10 protein-coding genes and 4 pseudogenes are annotated in these 14,353 nt (G+C 43.7%); 5 read left to right on the forward strand and 9 right to left on the reverse strand.

Features of this window, described 5'->3' with window-relative positions; all coding sequences use genetic code 11:
• From LEP1GSC060_RS12440 to LEP1GSC060_RS21000, 4 genes and pseudogenes are all read left to right on the forward strand, one after another.
• A partial coding sequence (locus tag LEP1GSC060_RS12440; protein WP_036096357.1) for a M23 family metallopeptidase occupies window positions 1-453 on the forward strand: 453 nt, incomplete at its 5' end.
• A gap of 101 nt (window positions 454-554) precedes the next feature.
• The gene (locus tag LEP1GSC060_RS12445; protein WP_230458328.1) at window positions 555-1,205 is read left to right on the forward strand and encodes a hypothetical protein; all 651 of its coding nucleotides are present in this window, start codon (window positions 555-557) and stop codon (window positions 1,203-1,205) included.
• Window positions 1,206-2,042: 837 nt separating this feature from the next.
• Window positions 2,043-2,457: pseudogene (locus tag LEP1GSC060_RS20995) on the forward strand (Rpn family recombination-promoting nuclease/putative transposase); the annotation flags it as partial.
• A 100-nt stretch (window positions 2,458-2,557) separates the two neighbouring features.
• A pseudogene (locus tag LEP1GSC060_RS21000) lies at window positions 2,558-2,914 on the forward strand (Rpn family recombination-promoting nuclease/putative transposase); the annotation flags it as partial.
• Window positions 2,915-3,040: 126 nt separating this feature from the next.
• Here LEP1GSC060_RS21000 and LEP1GSC060_RS12455 read toward each other — a convergent pair.
• The 3 genes and pseudogenes from LEP1GSC060_RS12455 to LEP1GSC060_RS12470 all read right to left on the reverse strand — a co-directional run bounded on the left by LEP1GSC060_RS12455 (window position 3,041) and on the right by LEP1GSC060_RS12470 (window position 7,057).
• Window positions 3,041-4,246, reverse strand: a complete 1,206-nt coding sequence (locus LEP1GSC060_RS12455; protein WP_003005254.1) for a bifunctional 3,4-dihydroxy-2-butanone-4-phosphate synthase/GTP cyclohydrolase II — start codon at window positions 4,244-4,246, stop codon at window positions 3,041-3,043.
• 491 nt (window positions 4,247-4,737) lie between these two features.
• Window positions 4,738-5,428: pseudogene (locus LEP1GSC060_RS20020) on the reverse strand (IS5 family transposase); the annotation flags it as partial.
• A 411-nt stretch (window positions 5,429-5,839) separates the two neighbouring features.
• Window positions 5,840-7,057, reverse strand: coding sequence for an Lcl C-terminal domain-containing protein (locus tag LEP1GSC060_RS12470; protein WP_036096360.1), 1,218 nt, complete (start codon window positions 7,055-7,057; stop codon window positions 5,840-5,842).
• 589 nt (window positions 7,058-7,646) lie between these two features.
• Between LEP1GSC060_RS12470 and LEP1GSC060_RS19525 the strand changes: the two are divergent.
• Window positions 7,647-8,136, forward strand: a pseudogene (locus LEP1GSC060_RS19525) (transposase); the annotation flags it as partial.
• A 296-nt stretch (window positions 8,137-8,432) separates the two neighbouring features.
• Here the strand turns inward: LEP1GSC060_RS19525 and LEP1GSC060_RS12480 are convergent.
• From LEP1GSC060_RS12480 to yajC, 6 genes are read right to left on the reverse strand one after another with little or no spacing between them, the layout of a single operon-like run.
• Window positions 8,433-9,044: a riboflavin synthase gene (locus LEP1GSC060_RS12480; RefSeq protein ID WP_003005097.1), complete on the reverse strand. Its 612-nt coding sequence runs from the start codon at window positions 9,042-9,044 to the stop codon at window positions 8,433-8,435.
• Entirely contained in the window at window positions 9,029-10,363 is a 1,335-nt protein-coding gene (locus tag LEP1GSC060_RS12485; protein WP_003005350.1) for a bifunctional diaminohydroxyphosphoribosylaminopyrimidine deaminase/5-amino-6-(5-phosphoribosylamino)uracil reductase RibD, read from the reverse strand. The genes LEP1GSC060_RS12480 and LEP1GSC060_RS12485 overlap by 16 nt, the downstream gene beginning before the upstream one ends.
• A complete protein-coding gene (gene secF / locus LEP1GSC060_RS12490) occupies window positions 10,363-11,301 on the reverse strand; it encodes a protein translocase subunit SecF (protein ID WP_003005397.1) in 939 nt (312 codons plus the stop codon). Before secF ends, LEP1GSC060_RS12485 begins: the two co-directional genes overlap by 1 nt.
• A gap of 3 nt (window positions 11,302-11,304) precedes the next feature.
• A complete protein-coding gene (gene secD / locus LEP1GSC060_RS12495) occupies window positions 11,305-13,233 on the reverse strand; it encodes a protein translocase subunit SecD (RefSeq protein WP_003005246.1) in 1,929 nt (642 codons plus the stop codon).
• 9 nt (window positions 13,234-13,242) lie between these two features.
• Window positions 13,243-14,022, reverse strand: coding sequence for an SRP-less Sec system protein (locus tag LEP1GSC060_RS12500; protein WP_003005423.1), 780 nt, complete (start codon window positions 14,020-14,022; stop codon window positions 13,243-13,245).
• On the reverse strand, window positions 14,019-14,348 hold the full coding sequence (gene yajC / locus LEP1GSC060_RS12505; RefSeq protein ID WP_003005201.1) for a preprotein translocase subunit YajC: 330 nt from the start codon (window positions 14,346-14,348) through the stop codon (window positions 14,019-14,021). Before yajC ends, LEP1GSC060_RS12500 begins: the two co-directional genes overlap by 4 nt.
• Between the last annotated feature and the right edge of the window lie 5 nt (window positions 14,349-14,353).

Below are 14,353 nucleotides of genomic sequence, written 5' to 3' on the forward strand. Positions count from 1 at the left end.
CAGGCTATAGAATATACAGCGGCGTTAGCGGCTCAAAATAATATATCTGCACAAGATCATTCTAAATTACTAAACCACGCGATGAACAATCCGAGTCAATATCATGGGAATGGTAATTCTGTAACGGGAAGATATACGATGTCGGATGGAACCAAAGTGGATTTGATTTTCAAACATGCACCGAACTTGGAAGGTTCTCAATTGGGTAAGCCTGTAACCTGGCAGAAAGGAGATACAATCCATCAAGGATCAATGGTTTTGAATGTAGGTTCTACTGGAAGATCAACGGGTCCTCACGCTCACTTTGAGGTTCAATCCAAATCTACTCTTGGTTTGGATTTGAACAAAAATGCGGACGTTATTCGTGAAAATCCTAAAAGCCCAGGGACTTATGTAATCGATGGTAGATACTTTACAAATAATATCTTGAAGAAAGATTTGGAGAACCAATGAGGTAGGGTTTGATGAAACGATTAAAAGTATTTATTTACGTCCTTTGTATTTTTACTTCCTATTTACTTCTGTATTCAGAGTCAAAGGAAGTCGAATACGAGGTGAAAAAAGACGTTGGAGAAATTGTAAGGGGCATATATGAAATTGCCCCAGGAGTCTATGAAATTGGAGGATCTCGTTCCAGACAAGATCATTTGGATCGTTTAAAAGTTCTTAAAAAAGAAATTTTACCGAATACATTAGAATTTCGAGATGCGTATTTAACCGGGGATTTAGACAAGTTTTTTAGTTATTTTTCTGAAGATTCGTATCGACCTTTGATCGAAAATTATAACGGATATTTAGAAAAGGAAGGAAAGCCACTTATTAAAACAACGAAAGAACTATTTTCGGTTTGGAAACAAGATATATTAGATTGTCGTGCGAAAGCCCTTGTTTATGACCTTTGCGATTTCTGGAAAGATAGAAACAGTGCTATTAAAAATAGGGTAAAGATTTTAATAGGGACGTATGAAACTGGAAAATTCAAAAATAATATTGCAGCATTTGTAGTCGCTTTTGTTGAGTTAGACAACAACAACCCAGAACACCCGTATTCACAAGAATTTGCCTTTGTTAAAGTAAAAGGAAAATTTAAAGTATTCGATAATCGTCGAGAAAATGAGTTATGCGTTTTTTGCTACTATCAAAGTGGAGAAGAATCTGTACGAGCAATATTTAACTCTATCAAACAAGCGAATGAGCCAAAGTGAGTTTTAATTCTGAATATGCAGATTTCCTTGTGTTTCAACAAAGCCGGGTCCGGGGGTTTCAAGTCGTTAGTCGCTAGGAGTTAGGGATTAGGAGCTTTTCTGAATATGCAAATTAGGGATTAGGCGTTAGGGATTAGGGATTAGGGATTAGGAGTTTTTCTGAATATGCAAATTTCATTGTGTTTCAACAAGATTGGGTCCGGGGGTTTCAAGTCGCTAGGCGTTAGGAGTTAGGCATTAGGAGTTTTTCTGAATATTCCAATTTCATTGTGTTTCAACAAAGCCGGGTCCGGGCGTTTCAAGTCGTTAGTCGCTAGGCGTTAGGGATTAGGGATTAGGAGTTTTACCGAATATGCAAGTTAGGGATTAGTCGTTAGGAATTAGGAGTTAGGATCTTTACCGAATATGCAAGTTAGGAGTTAGGAGTTAGGGATTAGGAGCTTTTCTGAATATGCAGATTTCATTGTGTTTCAACAAAGCCGGGTCCGGGCTTTCTCGCAAAAAAATCCCCCGGCGAAGGGGGAGCGGGTTTCAAGTCGTTAGTCGCTAGGAGTTATGGATTAGGAGCTTTTCTGAATATGCAAGTTAGGGATTAGTCGTTAGGAATTAGGCGTTAGGAGTTTTTCTGAATATGCAAGTTAGGGATTAGTCGTTAGGAGTTTTTCTGAATATGCAAATTTCATTGTGTTTCAACAAGATTGGGTCCGGTGTTTTCCACAAAAAAATCCCCCGGCGAAGGGGGAGCGGAAGACACGAAGTGGCTGAAGCGAGGGGAAGGCTTTCCCCTTCCCCCTAACGCCTAACCCCTACTCCCTAACGCCTGGAACGGACGACTGGGTGTTTAAGACGTTGTTTGTGCAAGCCCCGCAACTGCTGATTTCCATGTTGAACAGCATCTTGTTTCCAAACCAAGAACACCAGATTCAAGAAGTTACGATTTTGAATCCGGAAATACCAAAACTGTCACCGCAGAATAAAAAATCGTATTTGGACATCCGCGCAAAGGACGAGACGGGAAGGATCTTCCACGTGGAAGTGCAAGTAGCGCACCAGAGTTCTTTTGTGAAAAGGAGCTTGTATTATCTTTCGGGATTAATCCGAGATCAGTTGCAAAAGGGAGAAGGTTATGGAGATTTGAAGCCTGTATATCAGATAAACATAGTTGACTTTAAATTAATCCCGACGGAGAATTATCACAGTAAGTTCAAATTCAGAGAAGAAAGTTATCCGGAGATCACTCTGACGGATGAAATAGATTTTAGTTATTTACAGAGTGGAAAAATTATACTTTGTTAAATCTAAATTGCTCTATTAGAAAAATGTAACTGACCCCTAACGACTAACCCCTAACGATGTATGTGTTGAAACATACGGGTGAACTGAAGGAGGAAGAGATGAGTATATTGGTAGACAAGACGCCGGATTTGAGTAAAGCGTTTACAATTTTAGATCAGTATTCTAAGGATCCGAAGAAACGTGCGGAAGTGGCAGCGAAACTGGAATCGGAACGTGACTACGCATATGACTTAGCGGCTCGTTTCGAAGCAGGCGAACGACAAGGAATCGAGAAAGGAATCGAGAAAGGAGAATTGAAAAAGGCTTTAGAAGCCGCTCGCAAGATGCTTGCAGAAGGAATCAAATTGGACGTTGTCTTACGAGTTACGGATCTGACAGAACAGGATCTTCGAGATCACGGAATTGATTTTTAATCCTAGTGTCCTAGTTTAGCTTCTCCGTAAAACCTGAGAAGGATTGTCCGGAAATCCGGACATCGTAAAACGGCTTTAGCAGTGCAGAATCCACGACACGAAACTTTACAAACCCCGGGGCACAATTCAACCAAGACCCAGCATGTGTCCAAGTTTAAGTTTTTTGGTCATCAGATAATTATGATTGTCCGAACCCGGTTGAATTTCGATGGGAACCCTTTCCACCACTTCCAAACCGTAACCGTCCAGACCGACGATCTTACGGGGATTGTTCGTTAAAATTTTCATTTTACCGACTCCGATCTCTCTCAGAATCTGAGCTCCGATACCGTAATCCCTCAGGTCGGGAGCAAAGCCGAGTTTTTCGTTGGCTTCGACCGTATCATATCCTTTATCTTGAATATTATAAGCCTTTAATTTATTAATCAGACCGATTCCTCTACCTTCCTGTCTCATGTAAAGAAGCACCCCCTTACCTTCCTTGGAAATCATTTCCAGAGCGGAATGAAGCTGCGGACCGCAGTCGCATCGGTTACTCGAAAAAATATCACCGGTCAAACATTCGCTGTGAACGCGGACCATGATAGTCTCTTCTTTTTTGACTTCGCCTTTGATGAGGGCGACATGGATCTTATCGTCAATGAGAGTCGAATACGCACGAATCGTAAAGTCTCCGTATTCCGTGGGAAGTTTGGATTCCACTTCGAGGCGAATCAGATTTTCTTTCGCTCTTCGATAACGGATCAAATCTTCGATCGTATAAATATTCAAACCGTGTTTTTCGGCAAATTTTTCCAGGTCCGGAAGACGGGCCATGGTACCGTCGTCGTTCATGATTTCGCAAATAACACCCGCAGGATATAAACCCGCAAGTTTAGATAAATCCACGGAAGCCTCGGTGTGGCCCGCCCTTCTTAAGACCCCGCCCGGAACGGCCTGGAGAGGGAACAAATGTCCCGGACGCATCAAATCGGCGGACACAGTTTTATCATCCAAAAGAACCCCAACCGTAATCGCCCTATCCTGAGCGGAAATTCCGGTGGAAGTCCCGTGTTTTGCATCCACCGAAACCGTAAACGCGGTTCCGTGTTTATCACCCAAGGAATAGTCGTCCACCATCCGATTGAGCCCGAGTTTTTTGAGGCGTTCGACTTCCATCGGCATACAAATCAGCCCTCGGCCAAAGGTCGCCATAAAGTTGATTTTTTCCTTATCCGCAAATTCCGCCGCAACAACAAGGTCGCCCTCGTTTTCCCGGTCTTCCGAATCCACAAGAATGATCATTCTTCCGGACTTGATTTCTTCGATTGCATTCTCAATGGGTTGAATCATAATCTATCTTACCATCTCTTCTATTGGACTCAAATTTGGCTACAGAAACTTAAATACCGTGAATTCGCTTAAAAAAGTTTGGGCATGTCGAGCGATCCGTAGATGAGTATGATCCTTGGATGTAAGGCAGTTCGAAGTGTGATATTCTTGATTCGACGGAGTCAAGAAGGCCGGTGACAGATTGATCGCTCCTGAAAACTCAATCTCACTCCCGGCGCTGCGACCCATCGGGACCAGTGCCACTTTAGTTACCTGGATCGCTCGAGTAACTCAACATCTCACTCCCTGGCGCTGCGACCATCGGGACCAGTGCCACTTTAGTTACCTGGATCGCTCGAGTAACTCAACATCTCACTCCCGGCGCTGCGACCCATCGGGACCAGTGCCACTTTAGTTACCTGGATCGTTCGAGTAACTCAATCTTTTAGAATTGCAAAATCAATATCAAGTAATTGTTTTGAATCCCGGAGACATAGAGCCTGTCCCAAAACCTACTTGTAAATGATTCTTAATAGAATGATGGGCACACAAGTTTAAAGAAAGCGGAATAATTTTCAATTTTATATTTCCAGCATGTCTTAGCAGCTCGAAAAGCATTGAACCATGCGAAAGTCCTTTCAACGGTCCATCGGAATGGTTTTAACTCAGGAATGAATTCGGGATTTTTTGCATTCGTATTGTTTCGGATCCCGTATTGGATATTCTTCTTTTTTAAATTACTCTCAATTGTTTGACTAGCGTAAGCCTTATCTAAGGAAAGGATTTTTGGTTTAAGAAATTTCTTATTTAGAAATACTTTAAATTTATTTAAAGTAGAAAAAATTAATTTAGAGTCATGAATTTCTGCAAAATCCAATACAAAATTGTGCTCCGCGCCGATCGACGAGAATATGCCTTGGACTGCTTCTTTTGCCGCGATCCGTCGGATTTGGACCCGTGAAGATCCCCCTTTTTGGAGCCTTTGCGAAGCGCTCCGTCCGCGCCCATTCTTTTGGTTCTAATCTTGATGGAACGTTCGTAAAGTTTTAACGCTTCTTTTTCAATTTTATCAGAAACGCCGGTATCTACCCATTCTTGAAATTTTCTATGTAACCTTGATTTCGAACCGAACATCGGAGGTATAAATCTCCATTGAACTCCTGTACGAGTTGTGTAGAAGAAGGCTGCCATTACTACCGTTTCAATTTTACATTCTTTTAACCAGCTCGCAAGTGTGTGTACGATGTAAAGGTTTTAAAGGATCTTACCGGCGCATTTTTCTCAAATTTCTTTTTGTCGATTCCATTTTAGTTAGGATCGCACTTTTTTAGGGACGACTAGATACGCATGAAGAATCTTGAATAGAGTTGCCCGAAAAATCAATTCTCCGTCTCCGTCCTATTTCACTGAAATGAGCGATTGAGGTGGTTTTGTTAATCTGAACAATGAAATTTTTCAACAATCCTAATTGAGGCTTCAAGAGGAAATCCTGAGATTCTAAAGTCGCCGATCCAAAAGGTTCCTTAAAAATCGGAAATCCGATTTTGTATCTTCGGTCGTAAATCTATCGAAACTGAAAAGTCCGTCCGCAATTTTCCGCTTTTCTTTTCGTTTTTAATTAGCAACACAACGACTTGGCAGGGGAGTTGCTTTATTAGGCCTATTAAGACTACCATTAAAAAAGGATACGACGATTCCTGTGCTCGGTGTGTTGGAACTCGAAGTCGAAGTCCAATGCGCTTGAGGCGATACGAAGGGAAACATTGCTGTGGAAATACTGGGATTCGTGACCGAATAATCTACAATACTGAGGAGCTCGTTTACGTTTGGCAGTCTCCAGTCGTTTCTACCCGCGAAATTGGCTACATTCAATGCATTGCAAGAAGCGTATGCCGCGGTTTGCGTATTATTCGTAGCCGCTCCCATGCAGGTAAGGGCCGCCTGACCGTCCGCACATTTTTGCCAAATAAGTCCCGTATTTTGATCTGTGATCGATCCATTTCCATTGTCCGTAAAGGCAAGCGGTGGTAACGGATTACCGGCGACACAACGGACATTCAGGTTTGCCCCTTTGGGAGTCGAATAGGCCTTTAAAACGGCAACATCACTAAAGTCCGCGACCCAAATATTCGTTGGTGTGCCCGTTACAGTAGAATCCGTCATATACGCGATCCCCGAAAACACGGCCGGAAAGGAAACAACGTCGATTTGAGGAGCATTCGAATAATGAAAGAGAGAAGCCAATTCTTTTACCGTGGGGAGTCTCCAATCATTTCTACCGGCGTAGCCGTTTCCTCCATTTTGAGCGTTTAAGGCTCCACAACTTCCTACAGGAGCCGGAATGGTCGTAGCTGCGGTCCAAGAGATTTGGGTCGACACGCCCGTTCCGCAGGCGGCTCCCGACTGACCTTCCGCACAGGTTTTCCAAGTCAATCCATGAAATTGATCTAGAGTTGTATAATCATTTGTATAAATACAATGTTGTGTGGGTCCCACAAAAGATCTCGCATTGGGTATGTTGGCAAAGGCTCCGTCCTGTCCTGTTCCTAAACAGGCAACCCCAACTCCGGCTGCATCCCAGCAGGTGGTTTGTCCCGTATCGATAATCCCTCCCGGATTGAAAACCAGAGCCGGGACCGGGCAGGCAACGGGAGCATTAGCTCCGCCGGAAACGGGAGTGCCGGTTCCATCGGATATATTTCCGGAATCGTTAGAAGAATCTGATTTGGATAAATACTGAAGAATTACAAAGTGTGGGTCCAGTTTTTCCGGGGGACGGACGCAAGCCGTGAAAGCGATCATTAGAACGAAGAAAAGAAAGAATTTATACATAAGAACCCGTCGCAAAGAAACCGAATACCGCCGCTCTCTAGGAATCGTAACGCCAAGGACAGAGCCCGTAGAACCCCAATAGAAGCGAAAAGTTCGGCCATCCGCTTGTGCATTCCGATAAAATAGAATTGGGTTTTGGAACATGCCGTAAATCCTCCTATTTTTCTATATAACCCGAAAGAATTCCAAAAAAGTTTTCATTTTTGTATTCTGATCTGAATTATTTTAAAATTTTTTTTGGGAAAAATAATACCTCTTTGACTTGGGGCAGAAAGCTTATATATACGCTTTTTGTAAAGCATGATTTAAATCGAAAACCATTCAGTTTATATTTTAATTGTCTTTAATCGTTTTGCCCTAAGAAATCGAGTCCCGTTTCAATAAGCCTCCCTGTTAGCCCTTTTGCCGAATCTATTTCTATTCTTTTCAGCAAACATCGCTCAGACGGATTTCAAAATTTGCGATAGGTAAGCTTCCTTAAAATCGAGCGGACTGAATTTCACTCCGGGGAACTCAAACAGAGCGTTTCCTAAATATACCAACCCGCAAGGATTCGGATCTTAAGATAAATCTGAGGGATATCGAAAAGAAGTACCGAAATGACGAAACAAGACGACCTGCAATATCGCCATCGCCGAAGAAAGTAATAACGGCGTATTTCTATTCCATACTAAATGGAAACCTCTCACACTGTAGGTTATCGAATAAGAGCCGAGTCGATCTATCTTTTGGATGGAGAAAAGCCGGATCATACGGTTATTTCAAATTTTCGGAATATTCATAAAAATGAAATCGAGAAACTATTATCCCAGACGGTATTTTTAGGATATGAAAGCGGTTTAATCGATTTTGAAACGGTATCCACCGACGGAACGAAAATCAAAGCGAACGCAACGCCCGACGATCTTGGAGACTTGGAAAAATTTGAGACTAGGTTGAAACAAATCTAAAAAGTCGGTAAAACAAAATTAAGCGAATGGAAAAAGTCTGCGACTTTAGAACATTCTAAAATACAAAAGAAGAGAAAAGAGTTAGAGCGGAAAAATGACAAGTTAAAGGAAACGGTAGAATACTTAAAAAACGTGAGTTCGACGGTTGAAATCTTGGGCGAATCCGGCCTTGGCTTTGCCAAAGACCGGACCGCGCTTTCAGCTATAGTCAATAAATTGCATGAAAGAAACGTGATACAATATATCGCCTTTCGTTTCAATTTATTGACTCCGCATCAATCGCTTTCGCATCGGTTATACAGAACTCGCGTAAATCTTATCAGTAAATTAGGATTTCGTAACTAATTTAACTTCGGTTCGGCCTAAGAAAAGATCCAAAGACAACGATCCAACGTGTAAATTCCCGACTCTTGAGAACATTCAACTCAAAGGGATTCCTTAAACTTCAAAAGTTGTTCCAAGTAACGCGCCACAAGATCGATTTCCAAATTGAGAACGGAACCGGGATACCAAAACTTCGCGTTGGTTTTTTTAAGAGTCTCGGGAATCAGAACCAAATCGAATTCCTCGGAACGAACATCGACGACGGTCAAAGAAATCCCGTCCACGGTAATACTTCCTCTCGGAGCGATGTATCTCGAAAGGGAAGAATCGTTTTTAACGGAATAACAGACGACGTTTCCCCCTTCCCTTTCTTCCTTGCGCAGAACTTTTCCGATCCCGTCCACGTGACCGCTCACGAGATGACCGCCCAAGCGGGTTGTCGGGAGGGCGCTTCTTTCCAGATTCACTTCCTCTCCTTGTTTCAAAAACTTGAAGTTGGTGAGTTCGAGCGTTTTAAAACTGGCGTAAAATCGAAAACGATTTCCGCCCTCGGAAAACTCCGTGACCGTCTGACAACAACCGTTAACCGAAATCGAGTCGCCCGACTTGAGATCCGGTCGGATCCATACCGTCTCTACTAAAAAATCCCTACCCTCGGACGTCTCTTGAAGTTCCAGAATCCTACCGGTGGTTTCCACTAAACCCGTAAACATCCGTGCGCCTCCCAAATATCTTCTCCGACATTCGATTTCCATATTAAGGTTTCCGCATTTGTAACCAACAAAGGTCTGATCCCGCCGGAAACGGAACGAGTGGATTGAATTTTCAGAATGAGATCGTTTTCCCGCATTTGACTGGAAAATGTATCGTACATCAGGTTTCCCCCTTCCACGAGTAATAAATTGACTCCGATCGAATCCAAAACGGCGAAACATTCCTGCGCAAGCGTATCCGGATCAAACGTATAAATTTCCTTTTCGGTCAGGGACTCAAGAGATTCTTTCGTACGTTCCGTAAAAAACTCCCCTCGTTTGAACAGAAAAACGCATTTTTTAGAACCGTTTTTATCGTTGATCTCCTTTTGTTTTTCGATCCATCCTTCCGGAATATTCTTTTCTTCGAATATAATAAAAACACGATAAGGTTGATACCGGTCCCGAAATTTCCGGAGGATTTCCGAAATTTCCGGATCAAAACCGTATTTCAGTACATTTTTAAGGAAACGGGAAATCCCGGATTTCGGAACGTCCGTCTTTTCCGATTCCGATTGGAAGGAATGATTTACAACTCCGAAGTTCGGTCCGTCTCCTAAAAATTTTTCCGTTTGGATCTCCCGACCGGCCGGTTGAGGCGAAAGATTTTCCCCGATCCGAAAATCCAAACCGGGGCGATCCTGAAACAAGGTTCCCGGTCCCACGAGCACCGCGTCGCATTTCGCTCGTAAAACGGATGTTAGGTGATCGGACGTGTTTCCGGAAAGTCGAATCGGAGACTTATCCCGGGAGGAAAAAAAACCTTCTTTGGAAACCGCCGTTTTCAGAATCACGGAGGGCCTTTTTTTTTCGATTCGAGAAACAAAACCGAACAGACTTTCCTCCGCAATTTCCTTTAAATCCGGATCGGAAACGACTCGAATTCCCGCTTTTTGACAACGTTCCAAACCGTTTATTTCCCGAACGAGAGGGTTCGGATCCTTCCAACCGTAATAAAGAGTTTTCGGTTTGTGTTCTAAAATCAAATCCAAACAAGGAGGGGTTTTACCGTGATGGGTACAGGGTTCGAGGGTCACCCATACGTTATGCGGTTCTTTGAAAGGTTTTTCCTCGGAAAAACCTTTCTTTATAAATTCGTAATATGCGTTTCTCTCCGCGTGTGGTCCGCCGATCGGAGAAGTCCTGCCTTTGGCGAGTATTTTAGAATTTTCCACATCCGTAATGATGCAGGAAACCGGCGGGTTGGGAGAACTTTCACCCGTCGATAAAAAGGAAAGTTTGCGCAATTCCTCCCGAAATGTTTCCGGGAGGGGAGCCATCAGCCGCGGGCCTTTCGTATCACGTGGTCGTAGATATCCACCAGCGGGGCCGCGATGAAAATGGAAGAATACGTTCCGATGATGATCCCGAACGTGAGAACATAGGCAAAGTCGAAAAGTTCGGTGGCTCCTCCGATAATGATCGCTACGATGGAGATCAAGGTCGCAAAAGAGGTGTTAAACGTTCTACCTAGGGTTTGGTTGATCGAGGAGTTGATGGTCTGACCGAAAGTTTCATTTAAATTACCGGCGGCATTCTCCCGGATACGATCGAAAACGACGATCGTATCGTTGATCGAATAACCGAGAAGAGTCAAAAGGGCCGCGATGATCGGAACGCTCGGTTTGATCTGGAAAAAACCGATAAACGCTACGGTCAGTATTAAATCGTGGGTCAAGGCCACGATCGCTCCCAAAGCGAATTTGAATTGGAATCGGAAACTGATGTAAGCCAGGATAATCGCCATCGTAAGTCCAAGTAAGGTGATCCCCGTCGAGGACAGTTCCCCTCCGACGATCGCACCGACTTGATTGGCGCTGAGCACCTTACTTTTATCGATTCCGAAATCCGTAATCAAAATGGAAATGAGCGCGTCGATTCCGGAAAGTTCGACCTTATCCGTAGGTTTCAATCTTTTCTTATCTCTATATATTTGCAGAATCGAATCCACGGAGCCGAGACCGATATCGATTTGATAGTGATGTTTCTCCTTATCCAGAAGGAGAAGAACGGCTTCGATCTTATTTTCGGCAAAGTAGGTTTCCAGTTTTTTGCGGTCCGTGTTTTGATCGAACTCGATTACGGTTCTAAGCCCCCCGTTAAAATCCAAGGAATTGGCAAAACCGCCGTAAACGAAATACGTATAAGCAAAACCGAATGTGATCAACGACAAAGAAAGACCGATGGAAACGTATTTGTATTTTATAAAATCAAACATTTTTTAGGACTCCAATTTTTTAAAGCCGAGTCGGAGTTTCTGAACTCCCAACTTATTGACCAAAAGATCCATCACCAAACGACTTAAGAACAAGGATGTAAAAAGAGAAGTGACGATCCCCCAACAAAGAGTGATCGCAAATCCTTTGATCGGACCGTTTCCGAGGCGGATCATCAAAATCCCGGAAATCAACGTGGTTACGTTACTGTCTATGATCGTCCAAAACGCGTTGTCAAATCCTTGCGCCACGGCGACCGCAGCGGACTTACCGGCCCGCAATTCTTCTTTGATCCTTTCGTAAATGATCACGTTAGCGTCAACCGCCATACCCACGGTCAAAATGATCCCCGCAAAACCGGGCAGGGTCAAAGTAAAACCCATCAAGGAAAGAAGCGCGCTGAGAATCAGGATGTTCACAAAAAGCGCGACGTTCGCCACCAAACCGGAAAGTTTATAGATTAAAATCATATACAACATAACGAGAACGAATCCGATCAGAACGGCTTTCAAACCTACTTCGATGGATTCGATCCCGAGAGTGGGTCCGATAAATCTCATCTCCAAAACCCGCAAAGGAATCGGAAGCGCTCCTTCGCTGATCACGTTCGCAAGATCCACCGCCTCTTCTTTGGCAAAAGAACCGTCGATCTGGGCCACACCACCCGCGATCGCTCCTCGGATCGTAGGAGCGGAAACCACCTTGTCTCCCCAAACGATCGCCAGATTTCTGCCTTTGTTTTGGGAAGTGATCTCGAAAAATTTCTCCGCCCCGCCGCTCGTCAGAGTAAAGGAAACGATATAACCGAAGGAATTGTTTTCAAAAGAAGGCCGTGCGTCCCGCATATCCCTTCCGTCGAGAGCGATCGCTTTTTCCAAAACGATAAACCGTCTCGGAAGCAAAGGGGAATTTTGATTGTTTCCCCTCGCCCAATATGCAAAAACTCTAAACTTGTCTTTTGGAATTCTATACTTGTCTTCCAAGGATTGCAGAAATTTGTCCTGTTCCGCCTTTCCGAGTTTCTGTTTTATAATATTCTGATATTGAACGATGTCGGTTTCTTCCCTTTTTTTCAGTTCGAGAAGTTTGTTTTCTTCCTGCTGGATGATCGCCGCGTACGTAAGACCGTTGCCCGCCGAGTTGTCCGGTTCTTCCAGACGATATTCCACGGTTTCGGTGTTCTGGATGATTTCCAAAATTTGGGAGGAGTTCGTCACACCCGGAAGGGAAACCTCGATGGAATCCTGATCTTTTTGAATCCGCACCTGAGGTTCGGTCAGGTTCTGACTCGTAAGACGGTTGTCGATGATGAGTTTCGCCTTTTCCAGTTCCAAAAGTTTTCGGCTCGGAGAAAGTTCGAAATAACTTTCGATCTCACTCAGACGGTCCTTTGCTTTTTTCTTTTCCTTTTCGTCGACGGAAGGATCGGCCGCGGTTCTGTTTAAATTTTCAATTTCCTTAATATAACTTTCGCGAAGTTTGGAAGCATAGTCTTCGAAATCCCCCTTTAACGCGACGCGCATCCCACCCTGCAAATCAAGACCGAGTTTGATCGTAAGAGGACGTCCTTTGGTGACCCAATCCTCCACAAAGGTCGAACGAAGTTTGTTTTTGGCTTCCAAAATCAGCTCCGGATTTTCCTGAGAGATCTGGTTGATTTTTGCGGAAGTTACAAATCTTCCTTTTACCAAAAGAAAGGATTCGTCCTTAAGAGCGGAAGGCGCGGGAGAAATTTCCCAGCCGGATTGTTTGTACTCCGCATTCCAACGTTTTTCAAACTTGGAAAGAATCGCTTTTTTTTGCTCTTCCGGGAGGGACGCAAATTCTTTTCTTACCGCAAGTTCCAACTCTCTCGTTGCAAAGTTGGGATAAAGTATTACCGTGGCCGCCAAAATAATAGCGAGCGGCAGGAAAATCCATGTCGCAGATTTCAAGGGAAACTCCTAGTCTCTTCTCATTTTATTGATCGTAACGGGGGATCTGCGGCTGGAACTTCCGCGCGACTTACCCGCTTTCAATCGATACAAAGCAAATAATAGAATAAATACAACGATGATGATGGGTTTTTTATATTCGGAAATAAAACCCGTAAAGGAACCGGGTTTTTGCCCTTCCTGAACTTTCTTTTTTTCCTCTTCCTTTTTCTTGTCTTCGCCTAACTTGAGTATTTCGGAAAGACTGTTTTTAAAAGAAGAAACCGGCTCCTGCTTTTCCGGATCATCGACGGAAGCGGTATAACCGGGCAAATGATTGGGACGAACCTTAACTTCTTCGTTGACCCAGTACGGCTTGGACAAATCTCCCGGATCGGTTTTGGATGAGCCCGTAACCTGTGGTTCGTTTATATTTCCGGATTCTTTGGTTTGTGTGTTGGAGTTCGATGATGGATTGGAAGAATTCGATCCGTTGTTCTGAGAACCGTTCGTGTTGTTTCCGGAAGAGGTTCCGTCGTTATTGTCCGGTTCTACGTTTTTCTTTTGAGTTCCTTCGGAATGGGGAGGAACGCCGGAAGACTTTTTGGACTTCTTCTTTTTGGATCTTTTCCTTTCCTTTTTTTTGGAAACCTTAGACGTTCCGACCTCCGAGCCGGAAGACTTTTTAACGACGGTCTTTTTGGGTTCACCGACTTTGTCTAAAAAATTGATTTCTTCCCCGTCTTGGGAAAACAGAAACGAATTCCCCAGAAATAAAAAAATCAGAATTGAGACGGCGGTTTTTTTCATTTGTCTGTTTGTTTCTTTTTAGTAACGGTACTCGCGGTAAAAGATACGTTCGTATCCTTCGCGATGTTGAGGACCACAACCTCGTTGTTGTCCTTGATCTCCACGACCTTGCCGTGGATTCCGGAAGAGGTTACGACCTCGTCTCCTTTTTTCAGAGTATCGATCATCTCTTTGCGTTTTTTCTCTTCATTTCTCTGAGGACGAATGACTAGGAAATACATGATCACGAGCATAATCGGAATCAGAAGCAAAGTGGAAAAAGGCGATTTATCCCCTTCGCCGGCGGCCTGCGCCAGTTGCAATAGAATGATGGAATCAAAAATCATGGTTA

The organism is Leptospira weilii serovar Ranarum str. ICFT (assembly GCF_000332415.1).
Classification (GTDB): Bacteria; Spirochaetota; Leptospiria; order Leptospirales; family Leptospiraceae; genus Leptospira; species Leptospira weilii_A.

What these genes read in the sequence shown, in the direction of transcription:
- LEP1GSC060_RS12455 (WP_003005254.1), bottom strand. Translation starts at nt 4,246, where the DNA reads ATGATTCAACCCATTGAGAATGCAATCGAAGAAATCAAGTCCGGAAGA.
- LEP1GSC060_RS12500 (WP_003005423.1), bottom strand. Translation starts at nt 14,022, where the DNA reads ATGAAAAAAACCGCCGTCTCAATTCTGATTTTTTTATTTCTGGGGAAT.
- LEP1GSC060_RS12480 (WP_003005097.1), bottom strand. Translation starts at nt 9,044, where the DNA reads ATGTTTACGGGTTTAGTGGAAACCACCGGTAGGATTCTGGAACTTCAA.
- yajC (WP_003005201.1), bottom strand. Translation starts at nt 14,348, where the DNA reads ATGATTTTTGATTCCATCATTCTATTGCAACTGGCGCAGGCCGCCGGC.
- secF (WP_003005397.1), bottom strand. Translation starts at nt 11,301, where the DNA reads ATGTTTGATTTTATAAAATACAAATACGTTTCCATCGGTCTTTCTTTG.
- LEP1GSC060_RS12470 (WP_036096360.1), bottom strand. Translation starts at nt 7,057, where the DNA reads ATGTATAAATTCTTTCTTTTCTTCGTTCTAATGATCGCTTTCACGGCT.
- LEP1GSC060_RS12485 (WP_003005350.1), bottom strand. Translation starts at nt 10,363, where the DNA reads ATGGCTCCCCTCCCGGAAACATTTCGGGAGGAATTGCGCAAACTTTCC.